At 36.4% G+C, this 11,789-nt stretch carries 11 protein-coding genes; 5 read left to right on the plus strand and 6 right to left on the minus strand.

From position 1 onward, the window contains the following. Window positions 1-9 precede the first annotated feature (9 nt). On the minus strand, window positions 10-1,749 hold the full coding sequence (gene dnaG, locus NRI_RS03995) for a DNA primase (RefSeq protein ID WP_015816762.1): 1,740 nt from the start codon (window positions 1,747-1,749) through the stop codon (window positions 10-12). 40 nt (window positions 1,750-1,789) lie between these two features. Further along, window positions 1,790-2,155, minus strand: coding sequence for a holo-ACP synthase (gene acpS / locus NRI_RS04000; protein ID WP_015816763.1), 366 nt, complete (start codon window positions 2,153-2,155; stop codon window positions 1,790-1,792). A 164-nt stretch (window positions 2,156-2,319) separates the two neighbouring features. On the opposite strand from acpS, the gene NRI_RS04005 reads away from it, so the two are divergent. Beyond that, on the plus strand, window positions 2,320-3,486 hold the full coding sequence (locus NRI_RS04005) for a hypothetical protein (RefSeq protein ID WP_015816764.1): 1,167 nt from the start codon (window positions 2,320-2,322) through the stop codon (window positions 3,484-3,486). 192 nt (window positions 3,487-3,678) lie between these two features. Here the strand turns inward: NRI_RS04005 and dcd are convergent, their stop codons facing one another. Further along, entirely contained in the window at window positions 3,679-4,236 is a 558-nt protein-coding gene (gene dcd / locus NRI_RS04010) for a dCTP deaminase (protein ID WP_041351554.1), read from the minus strand. A gap of 461 nt (window positions 4,237-4,697) precedes the next feature. Here dcd and purK point away from each other — a divergent pair, with 461 nt between their 5' ends. Next, window positions 4,698-5,726 (plus strand): 5-(carboxyamino)imidazole ribonucleotide synthase, encoded by a 1,029-nt coding sequence (purK, locus tag NRI_RS04015; RefSeq protein ID WP_015816766.1) that lies wholly within the window; start codon window positions 4,698-4,700, stop codon window positions 5,724-5,726. 81 nt (window positions 5,727-5,807) lie between these two features. On the opposite strand, the gene NRI_RS04020 is transcribed toward purK, so the two are convergent. Then, complete coding sequence (locus NRI_RS04020) at window positions 5,808-6,443, minus strand: SDR family NAD(P)-dependent oxidoreductase (protein ID WP_015816767.1); 636 nt, start codon at window positions 6,441-6,443, stop codon at window positions 5,808-5,810. Between the two features lie 78 nt (window positions 6,444-6,521). Between NRI_RS04020 and terL the strand changes: the two genes are divergently transcribed. The 3 genes from terL to nadA all read left to right on the plus strand — a co-directional run bounded on the left by terL (window position 6,522) and on the right by nadA (window position 10,305). After that, window positions 6,522-7,919: a phage terminase large subunit gene (gene terL, locus NRI_RS04025; protein ID WP_015816768.1), complete on the plus strand. Its 1,398-nt coding sequence runs from the start codon at window positions 6,522-6,524 to the stop codon at window positions 7,917-7,919. A 381-nt stretch (window positions 7,920-8,300) separates the two neighbouring features. Beyond that, window positions 8,301-9,299: a uroporphyrinogen decarboxylase gene (gene hemE, locus NRI_RS04030; RefSeq protein ID WP_238523000.1), complete on the plus strand. Its 999-nt coding sequence runs from the start codon at window positions 8,301-8,303 to the stop codon at window positions 9,297-9,299. A gap of 49 nt (window positions 9,300-9,348) precedes the next feature. Next, on the plus strand, window positions 9,349-10,305 hold the full coding sequence (gene nadA / locus NRI_RS04035; RefSeq protein WP_015816770.1) for a quinolinate synthase NadA: 957 nt from the start codon (window positions 9,349-9,351) through the stop codon (window positions 10,303-10,305). A 16-nt stretch (window positions 10,306-10,321) separates the two neighbouring features. On the opposite strand, the gene coaD is transcribed toward nadA, so the two are convergent. Together coaD and NRI_RS04045 are read right to left on the minus strand one after the other, a co-directional pair. After that, window positions 10,322-10,807, minus strand: a complete 486-nt coding sequence (gene coaD / locus NRI_RS04040; protein ID WP_015816771.1) for a pantetheine-phosphate adenylyltransferase — start codon at window positions 10,805-10,807, stop codon at window positions 10,322-10,324. A gap of 4 nt (window positions 10,808-10,811) precedes the next feature. After that, window positions 10,812-11,636: a hypothetical protein gene (locus NRI_RS04045; protein WP_015816772.1), complete on the minus strand. Its 825-nt coding sequence runs from the start codon at window positions 11,634-11,636 to the stop codon at window positions 10,812-10,814. Window positions 11,637-11,789 lie beyond the last annotated feature (153 nt).

The raw sequence follows: 11,789 nt of genomic DNA on the forward strand, positions 1-11,789 counted from the left end.
GGATGAACTTCATTCTTTTTCCGCCTCCCGAATCTTTACCAAGATTCTTTGAGCTTCTTCCATTTTGCCCTCATCTAGATCAGAGGTATGAATCATTCGTCGATACTCTTCTCGGAGCTCGTCGAGCCATAATTGTTTCTGCAGTTTATCCCATAAAAAGGTTGCCTTTTCTATATTATCTGGAAGTGAAGCCAAATCACTTAGAAGCTTATAAGATGCAGCCGTCTCGGTGTTCGCAAGCAATGCCCTTTCAAGGGATGTACTACTAATATCATTCGAGGTATTGAGCAATTGCACTATGAAGGATTGGAGTTTCACATGTCGTGGATCGCTTAGTTTTAACAAGGAAAAGTATTCTTCACGATCACCATTTTGCAGAACTTCTGGAAATTTTATAACTATCTTCAACAATAAGACTTTCTTGTCCACGTGTGTGCTAGCGGAGGAAGAAAGTTTTCTAGCGTCTACAAACCGCATGGCATCTTCGCTACCCTTATACGTGGAAATAAAATTACGCGGACGAAGACTTCTTTTGAGTAAAAAGATTCGCTGCTGAAAAAAATCCTGAAAATGTTTTCTAATCTTATAGTCTTTTACGTTTGTCAGATATTTTTCTAAGATTTTTTCCAAATCTATAAAGTCCTCTGGCGAACTACATTGCCTGCCGTACTTAGCTAAAAAGAATATCGTATCAGACAAACTTCTGGCACCATCTAAAACACGCTGAAATGCTGCTCTATCACTCCTTACAAGATCATCGGGATCCTTACCTACAGGTAAGAAAGAGAAAGTTGTTTTTATCTCTAGAGAATTTATGAATTCATCCATAATGAGCTCCACCACCCTCTCGGCAGCTTTTATTCCGGCATTGTCACCATCGAAACAAAATATTAGGTTTCTTCCCAACCGGTTGAGTACTTTAAGATGATGTGACGTGATAGATGTTCCTAAGACACCCAAAACACTTTTATACCCAAATTGACAGAGAGATATAACATCCATATATCCCTCCACTAGTATGATGGGTTCTTCAGAATTTTTCGGAATCCTATCAATGTTATAAAGCACTTCACTCTTTTTGAAAAAATCCGTTTCACAAGAGTTTATGTACTTTGGTAAAATACCCTCTTTTATGACCCTACTTCCAAATCCAATCACTTTTCCCTGTACATTGTTTATTGGAAAAACCAGTCTATCTCTGAAGTAACATCTACCTAATTTATCAAGGACTCCAGAACTTTTAATCACAGTACTAGGAAAATTCTTAGTTTTGTTAATGAAGGAGGTCAAATTAGAGGGACAATAACCCAACTTAAATTCAGAAATCACATCATCATCCAGACGGTTTCTTATATAGTAACTCGCTTCTTGAGCGACTCTAGAGTTTAAATTGTTACAAAACCAGTCCCTTAACTCTTCTAAAAATTGAAATACTTGGACAAACTTTTCCGTCCCAGAATTTTTCTTGTCTATTTTTATTCCTATGCTAGAAGCTAACTCTTCAACAGCTTCGTTCAGATCTAATCGTTTTGTCAGGGAGATAAAGTCTATGACGTCGCCACTTTTACCACAACCAAAACAATAAAAGAATTTACCTTTATCATTCACCGAGAACGAGGGCGTCTTTTCCTGATGGAATGGACACCTCCCAACAAGTCTAGATCCAACTCTTTTGAGTTTAACTGTCCTACTTACAACTTCGGAAACAGGGATCCTTTCCTTAATTAGTTCTATGTATTTCTTTAACACAGAGACAAAACACGCGACCTAAGAAACAGGAGAAAGTTCCTTATATTCTATCACCAAGAACAACAAAGGCTATCGCATAGTCACCATCATCACTAAGAGAAATTTGGGAATTCCGGAGCATCCTATCTTTAAAATAAATGAACGGTTTTCCTTTAGAATTATTCCTTATCGAGATCTGTTTAATTGCTAGACCCATACCGTGCCCTCGTGCTTTTATTATTGCCTCTTTTGCAGCAAAACGCTTTGCTAAATACGCAATCATACCCTTTCCGCGATGGACTTCAGCCTCTTTTATTTCGTTCATGTCGAAAAATCTCAAAAGAAATTTCTGCTGATAAAGTTCTAGCACTTTCTCGATGCGAGATAGTTTCACAATATCGACTCCTATGCTAGTTTTTTTCTTCATCTATTGAGAATTGCCCAAATCCGTAATACTTTTTGCTCTGACCGCACTGTTATGCTTGAGACACGGAAATTAAAATCCCGATGATTGTTAAAAGGGAAGATAATCGTCCTGGCATTTTGCAGATTTAAAACTCTTTGTTAGACTTAGCCAAAATACTAACACGCATGAAAAAGTTGATAAATGACGAACTAGAAGATAAAACCGATGAAAGTTCTTCAGATGCCCGGTATAGGGCAAGGATGACCGAACAGCAACAAAGTCATTTAGAAGAGTTAAAAAAGTTACAAGAGAGTTTCAAAGAGAAGGCTGAGCCCGTAAATAGCTTCGAGTCTCGAGAAGACTTTGTCTCTGATGTCAAAGAAGGAGACGAATTAAAAGCTGAAAAAAAAGTAGAAGTATCTAGAAAAAAAGGACTTTTCAGAGTAATCGCTGACAAATTCTCTTTCGCTGTTCGTCCATCCACTTGGGCGAAAGTCATATCTGGTCTTAGGAGTTTGTTCGGTGGAAAATCCATCGATGAGCTTCTTTTAGAAATAAAGGCTGGAAACAAGACGATCAAGTCTCTTCTTGCTCTTCTGAAGCATAAGGAAAAACTTTCCTTGCAGATCAGGATAGCAGCTTTATTAAGGGAAATCAGGCTCAGTAGAAGCATAGGTAGAGAGCCGCTAAGCAGAATTTTGGCTATCCAAGGTAGCCTAATTTCAAATCTTAGTGCGGCAGTTAGGGAGAGTTCTGGAAAAAAAGATATACAAAAGCTTTTGGGCTATCAGCACCAGGCTTTAACACAGTCAAGGTTCCTTGCTACACAAGTTATCAAAGATGTACAGGTTTCTCATTCAGCCACCCAAAGCCAAACCAAACCGTATGACCCAAGAAGTGAGTGTCCTCCTAGTCTCTTTCCGGCGTATTATGTATTCAATGATCCGCTGTCTCATACATGGATAAGTGACCTACAGATTCTTAAGGGGATAAATATATCGGCCACCCTGAAGAATCTCCTCTCTGAAGTCAAAAACAGGATAATTGCAATTTTTTCCACGGAGATCTTAGGTGCAACTGCAATTGGCATGCAGATGCAAACAGTGACAGCTTCTAGTAGCAGAAGACCAGAAAATCCTTTCGGCCAAGATCATCAACATAGGCATATTTTTGAGCAACGGTCCCATCATCATGGAGGTGGATGCCCTTGTTGTAGTCATGTACTTGAGACAAGTCAATCATTGCGCTTCTCTTACTCACCGTCCGCTGCAAGACTAGGAGGGCCGGGTGATATCCTCTCTTCGGCGCGTTGTAACCTAGCTGCAAGAACGCAAGCACAGATACAAATCTAGCAATTTTCTCGGTAACTGCACGAATATAGATAGATCTAGCAATTTTTCTGTGCTTGGAGATGGGATGCCGGCGAGACAGAGATCAACTCTAACGTGCTTTACAAGAGAGAAGTGTGCAATCACAGCCACAGAAATCCGACATTCTCATAGCTTTCGAAAGGAAATCCATGCACAAATTAAAAAGAATGAGTGTTATTTTACTATAGGAAGCGTAATACCAGCTTGACCCATATATTTGCCTTTCGCATCCTTATATGAAACGTCACAACTGGCACTACCCTTTAGAAAAATCATCTGACACACACCCTCATTTGAGTAAATTTTTGCCGGTAATGGTGTAGTGTTGGAAAACTCAAGGGTAACATGACCTTCCCATTCAGGTTCGAGGGGCGTTACATTTACTATTATTCCGCATCTAGCATATGTAGACTTCCCCAAACAGATGACTATAACATCACGAGGAATTCTAAAATATTCAACCGTGCACCCTAGTGCAAAGCTGTTCGGTGGAATAACACAGAAATCCCCTGTTTTCTCTATGAGCATTGACTCGTCAAAGTTTTTTGGATCGACTTGCGAAACTGCAAGATTCGTAAAGATCTTGAATTTATTTGATACTCTCGCATCGTATCCGTATGAGGAAAGACCATAGGAAATAACACCATTGGAGATTTTGGACGATACAAACGGCTCTATCATCCTAGATTCTAAAGCCCTGGACTTTATCCACTGATCAGGCATTACGGGCATTTTAAGGCTTGAAGCTCCTAGAAGTAACCTAACTCTTATACATCAATATGACTAAAACCTCCATATAAAACTGGCTTTATATGACTCACACAAATTTTATGGGCAAAAGTAACTCTCTTTTATCAATTCTAAGCATTAGTAAAAAAAGAAAACCAGATCGCGTTCAACAACAGAGTACTGAATCTGTAACCTCAGAACGTTGAATTTATAGCTTCAGAAGATTGGATCTGTGGCTTTTTTCCAAAAATATCTTCAATATACCAGAAAAATAATCCTACATACCTTATGAAACCAAGGTACTATAAGAGAACAGCATCCCTTCCATACACGTTTATCAAGACTCTGAACTAGTAAGTTACAATAACCTGAAAACAAGTAGCTATCGTTTTGCATTATAGGTAGTTCGTGTTCAGATTAGTTTTGGTGTAACTATAAAAGATGAACCTTTGTAGTAGGAAAAAATGCAACGCATTGGAATAATCGGAGGCGGACAGCTAGGAAAAATGATAGCCATAGCCGCGTATAATCTGGGTTTTAAAGTTTGCATCTTAGCAGAGGAGGAGAACTCCCCAGCTATAGATGTGGCAAGGGATTATGTTGTTTCACCTTTCCTCGATAGGTCAGCGATTCTTCACTTTGCAGAACATGCAGACTCTATAACATTTGAGAGCGAAAACATACCAATAGACACGCTTGATCTACTCCACGATAAGTTCAACGTTCCAAATACTAAGGCGGTTAAGGTAGCACAGAACAGGTTCTTAGAAAAAGAATTCTTAAGGAAAAATGGAATACCAACCACCGAATATTGGTACATCCAAAAGGAGGAAGATCTTAATAGTATGGATTTTCCAGTAATATTAAAAACAATTGAAGGTGGCTATGACGGAAAAGGGCAATTTCTCCTAGAGAGTCATGATCATGCAAGAAAGGAAGCTGAAAAACTTAAATTCCCTCTAATAGGAGAAAAGTTATTTAGGATAAGTAAGGAATTCTCTATAATAGTTTCGAGAAATGAAACTGGGAGTGTGTATTTTCCAATAGCAGAAAATGTTCATGTTAATGGAATACTCAGAACATCCAGCGTGCCAGCTGTACTTCCTCATCGTGTCGCACTTGAAATAAAAAACATAGGATTTCAAATAGCGGATTTATTAGAAATAAAGGGTCTCTTGTGTGTAGAATTTTTTCTCGACGAAGATAACAAGCTAGTTGTAAACGAAATCGCCCCTAGACCACACAATTCTGGTCACTGGAGCATGGATTGCTGCGACATTGATCAATTTGAAGAACTTGTTCTTGCAATTACAGGTAATAAACTCAAAAAACCTAATCTCGTAGTTCCGTGCACAATGAAGAATATTCTTGGCAATGAAATAAATACTTGGAAAGATTCATTCCTACAAAAAAACGTAAAACTCTACAACTATGGCAAGGAACAACCTAGACCCCTGAGAAAGATGGGCCATATAAACATTCTGTATCCATAAGACATCCTGAAGCATTGGTTTTACCTTGATTATGTAATAGAACAGCCCAAAACCCTAAGAAAGACAGAGCTTATAAAGATTTTATATCCGTAATATATCTTCAATGTCAGCTTTAAATTTTGCTAGATTTTCTTTTTCAAAATTTCCATCATCCTTTATTACGATCTCTGGATTCACTGAGTGGAATCTGGTCTCACAATTTTCAATTGAGTTCTCAATCATAAGTGTAAGTTCATATAGACACTTTTTCGAAAACAAGTAGGAAAAATATTTTTTGCTTCCGCGGTTCTTCACTAGTGCATCAACAATATTTATGACTTTCCCAGCTTTAGGGTTATGAGAAATGAATCTTTGCATCAGGATAAATGGTGCAAGAACATGTATCCGGTAATAGCTATCAAAGATAGCTTGACTAGATGTCTCTACACTGTCTTGCACGAAAAACGACGCGTTATTTACAAGTAGATTAAGATGCGGAAACGTGGCAAATGATTCATCCATTATCCTTCCGACATGATCTGAAAGAATTAGATCTTCCTGATATACATGAGTTCGTATTTTATATGTTTCCTCCAATCTGTTTTTTAATAAAACTACATCACCATAGGACTTGTTGTAGTGTAAGATCAGATCATATCCATAACTTGCAAGAATCTCAGAAATAAACGCTCCCAACCTTCTTGCTGAACCTGTTACTAAAGCCGCTTTCCTTTCCAAAATAAGTAAATTTTGCTTCTTTAAAAGATGAAATACAAATAGAATTTTCTACTTTCTAATACTCTACAAAACGTGTAGGTGAAAAGACAGTATTCCACAGAGGAGTTTTTAAAGTTCTTTAAAGAATCATTTAAAACTCTTTTCCCTGCCAAAAAGTTCATAAAGTGTGGATATATAAATGTCATATCAGACAGATTGGTTGCCTGCTTAAACGGAAAAATCAATAGGTTAATAATCAACATTCCTCCTAGACATATGAAATCCACCTTAGTTAGTGTTGCGTTCCCAGCTTTTGTTCTTTCAAAAGAGCCTTCAAAAGGAATAATAGTAGCAAGCTATTCGAGCCTACTAAGCACTAAACATTCACTCGAAACAAAACTCGTTATGTCTTCTGAGTGGTACAAGAACAAGTTCAAGGACACGGTTATATCAAAACATCACAACACAAAAAATAAATTTTTAACTACCAAGTTAGGATTCCGGCTCGCGACATCAATTTCAGGAACACTTACTGGAGAAGGAGCAGACATAATAGTAGCTGATGATCCAATAAATGCACTGCAGGCGAACAGTAACACATTTAGAGAAAGGACGAAGACTTGGTTCCTAAATACATTTATGACACGCCTAAATCATAGTAAAAAGAGTATAGCAATCATTGTTATGCAGAGGCTTCATTACGATGATATATGTGGTTACTTAACAAGAACTTCCGGCAAGTGGCATGTTATATCACTTCCACTTATTGCAGAGAGGAAAGAAAAAATTACTTCCATAAATTCAAAAAAGATTCTTCTAAAAAGGAAGGAAGGCGAAGTTTTAAATAGAAACTATTTAAAGCATGAAAATATACCAAAACTGAAAGAGGAGATTGGCACCTACGTCTTTGCCTCACAGTACCAACAAAATCCTATTTCAAATACAAACTCAATTATCAGGAGAGAGTGGATAAAGCGTTACTTAGAAAAAGAAGAGATAAGCGAAATATTGTATATATCTCAAAGCTGGGATACAGCAGCTTTTAGCACTCAACAGAGTGATTATACAGTCTGCATTACATTTGCGAGATCAAAAACAGCATTTTATGTTTTAGACGTGTATAGAGAAAAACTAGATTATCCTGAAATAAAAAGAGCAATTGTTGAAAACGCAGAAAAATGGAAAGCAAATTACGTTCTTATTGAGAATAAATCAAGCGGACAAGCTTTAGTACAAGACCTTAGAAGTTCAACAGCTCTACCAATAGTTTCTGTTACTCCAGTTAGAAAAAAAATAGAAAGACTCTACAGTGTTGTTTCAATATTTGAATCAGGAAAGTTCTATTTACCGCATTCCAGTGAATGGTTGGCAAATTTCGAACTGGAGCTTTTTAGCTTTCCAGGATCGGTTTACGATGACCAGATAGACAGTCTTACGCAGTATTTGAACTACGAAATTACGAAAAGTTATCCCCAATTAAGTATAAGATTCCTCTAGAATCGTAATGTTGATAAGTACGTGTAAAACCTGTTTATACAGGGTTTATTATTTATTGAAATCTTTAATGGGCCCAGTTTTTTTTAAACTACACAGGATTTTGAAGAGAATTTCAACAAATCTGTTCAATTGAGTGTATCATCCCTTTTTTAGTTGAAATCTTTCTCATTAATGTGAACTGTTAATATATTTTTACACTCAAGATACACCAATCTATGCGACATTAGAGCCTATAGTTTTACTGCAATTAACAAACTCTGATTTTGTTCAAAAAACTGTGAAAAAGATTTGATAAACACTTTTTCCTAAAACTACATCAATAACAAAATATATATCTGTAAAATAAGTATGTAGTAGAATTGAGACTTATATTACAGTAATTTGTCTATAAGTTTCAAAGCGGTCGTGTCGTTGCTAGATAAAAAAATATCCACATGGTTCATGAGACAAGCAGGAAGGTATCTTCCTGAGTATCTCGAAATATCAAAAAAAATGACCTTTTTTCAGATGTGCGAATCACCTAAAATAGCATCAGAAATAACATTACAACCAATCAGAAGATTCGATCTTGACGCAGCAATAATATTTTCTGATATTCTTGTTCTACCAAGAGCTCTTGGTTGTAATATAGATATCAAAAAAAGTATTGGTCCTATAATAGAGAGGATAAGTAACCCAAATGAGTTAACACATGATGTGTTCGAGGAAAAAATTTCTCCAACACTGAATGCGATTGCTATAACAAGAAAATCTCTTCCAGAAAATAAGAGCCTAATAGGTTTTGCTGGAGGACCATGGACGGTAGCGCTCTATATAATTGAAGGTGGATGGGATAAGACTTTTTTAAGAACAAAAGAATTCATTAACAAAAGGTACCATGAGTTCAAAGAAATAATATCGATTTTGACTGATGCAACAATTCAATACTTAAATGAACAAGTCAAACATGGTGCGGATTTTGTACAAATATTTGAAAGTTTTGCTTGGGCAGCATCATCAAACGAGTTTGAAGAGTTCATAATAGGACCAACGAGAAGAATAGCTTCATCTATTGATGTTCCAGTTATAGGATTCCCTAAAGGAGCCGGAGTGTCTTATCTTCAATATGTGAAAGAAACTTCAGTTGACGTAATAAGTACTGATCATTCTCTCCCACTCGATTGGATAGTAGACAATCTTCAAACCCACGCTGTTATACAAGGAAATCTTGATCCTTATCTTCTAGCATTTAATAAGAAAGAGGCACTTCTACAAACAGAAAGAATAATAGATGCTTTCTCAGGAAAGAATTTTATCTTCAATCTTGGTCATGGTATTTACAAGGAAACGCCGCTTTCCTCAGTTGAAGCAGTTTTAGATTTTATAAGGTCTAGGAATTAATAAGTAAATTTGTTACAACTACAGCCGTGTCTCTTGTGATGACTTCAAAGTGGGCTTCCTTAAAAATCTTGAAAGAGAGATTGTGGAGCTAAAGAAAAAGAAAAATGCTGTAATACTTGCTCACTACTACCAGGATGGTGAATTACAAGATATAGCTGATTTTGTCGGTGATTCTCTTGATTTATCTAAAAAGGCTTCAAGTACAGATGCTAAAATCATTGTTTTCTGTGGTGTGACGTTCATGGGTGAAGTTGCAAAACTGTTAAACCCAAGAAAAAAAGTTATTGTGCCCGATATGGCAGCCGGTTGTTCTTTAGAGGATTCCTGTAAAGTTGAACATTTGAAAAAGTTTGTAAGTTCTGTTGAGAATCCGTTTATTTTGACATATATAAATTCTTCGGTTCATGTTAAGGCAATATCAGATTCAATATGTACCTCGTCTAGTGCTGAAAAAATAATAAACAATATACCAAAAGAGAAAAATATAGTTTTTGTTCCGGACAAGTTTTTGGGTAACTATTTGCAGAAAAGGACGGGCAGAGAAATGAAAATTTGGCAAGGAACCTGCATCGTGCACGAAAATTTCTCTGAGAAACATGTTATTTCCCTTAAATTAGAGAATCCAGATGCGAAAGTTGTTGCTCATCCAGAATGTCCTGATGTGCTTATCAAATATGCGGACTTTGTTGGATCAACATCTCAAATACTTTCGTACATAGAAAAATCGGGCTTCTTAAAGTTTATAGTTTTGACTGAGCCGGGAATAATACACCAGGCAAGAAAAATTCTTCCGTATGGTGTTTTTCTTCCAGTGGAATCAGTTAATTCATCTGGGGCATGTGCTATGTGTAGCGAGTGTCCCTACATGAGACTAAACACAATGGAGAAGTTGTATCACTGCTTAGTTAGAGAAGAACCGTTAATAGAAATAGACCCATCAATCTTTGATTCTGCAAGATCCGCCGTCGAGAACATGTTTTTTTACCTGAATAAACAGAGGGTATAAATCCAATGTTTCGTATTTATTGTTTAGATAGATGCGATTTTACCTCGTTCATTATTTGATTGGGTAAAAATTGAGAAAGGTCTCCACCAAGGATTGCTACTTGTTTGACAAAAGTTGATGAGAGAAATTGTGTTTCGTGTGAGGCAGGAAGGAATATTGTTATTATGCCATCGTCTAATTTATGATTTACCCAACTCATTTGGAACTCATATTCAAAGTCTGACACCGCTCTTAGGCCTCGCACTATGATGTTACTTTTTTCCTGCCTAACAAAATCAACTAGAAGACCTCTGAAAGTTTTTATTTCAAGTTTCCCTTGAATTTCTTCTACGGAATTTTGAATGAAACTCTTTCTCTTTTCACTTGAGAATGTCGGAGTTTTTGATGTGCACTCCGCAACAGCTATTATGAGCTTGTCCACCACTAAGAGTGCTTTCTTTATTATATCTAAGTGACCTAGTGTTACTGGATCAAATGTTCCAGCGTATACTCCGATCCTCATATATTTACTTAATTAATCCTATTACTAAGATTTTTAACTCATCGTCCAGTTCCTTATCTAGAAAACTACCCTTTGTTATAACTATTTTCCTAGTAAGTGGCTGCATATCTATTACAAAATTCTCAATTGGTGACAATCCGCTGCCAATCTTTATCTCAATCTGTTCTGAGATAATTTTATTTCCCCGAATATCATATATTTCATAATTTATGTATGCATCATCACCACAAAACTTTGGTTTTTTATTTGTTACCCTTCCATTCAGTATTATAGGATTCATTTCAAAGTCCGTGGCGTTTTTATTTTCTACGTCTAGAATTTCAACTTTGAAGGAGGTAAAGTCACTGTTTCTCTTATCTAAAAAAACCTCACTTGCTATCGAACCCGGTACGCCAATCTGTGTTTCTTCCCCTTTTTTCATACCTATTGGAATCATGTTTAATATAGGAAGTTGATTTTTTCCTACAATATATTCAAGCTGCTCTAACTTTCCTATCGTACCTCCGTAAGCATTGATTTTGACTTTATCACCACATTTTATTTCATTTCCTTCTCCTGCTTTTAATAACGATTTTGTAATTAATCGGTCATAGAAAAGCCTACTTCTTATACCATCGAACAATCCGTAATTATCTAGCCGCGAGTCTATATAAAGTTCGATTATTGGTTTAACAATGTAATAACCAATAGAGATGAATATATTATTTCGATTGTTTAATTGCAGTTCGTATCTATTTTCTTTATCTGAGTTTTTTAGGTAAACAGCCAGCGAAAGAGATGATATGAATAGTAGGAGTAAAAAAAGTATGACTTTTAGTAGTCTTTTCATCTATTTGATGTGCGATCACGAAAGAAAATGCTACGATGTTCCACGTGGAACACTGTCTCGAATTTCAAAGAACCACTCTTCATATTATTAGAATCTACATGCACTGTGTATATAATTGTATATGACCCGAGTAGGTTTTTCCATGAATAGAAC

The sequence above is a fragment of the Neorickettsia risticii str. Illinois genome (assembly GCF_000022525.1).
Taxonomy (GTDB): Bacteria; Pseudomonadota; Alphaproteobacteria; order Rickettsiales; family Anaplasmataceae; genus Neorickettsia; species Neorickettsia risticii.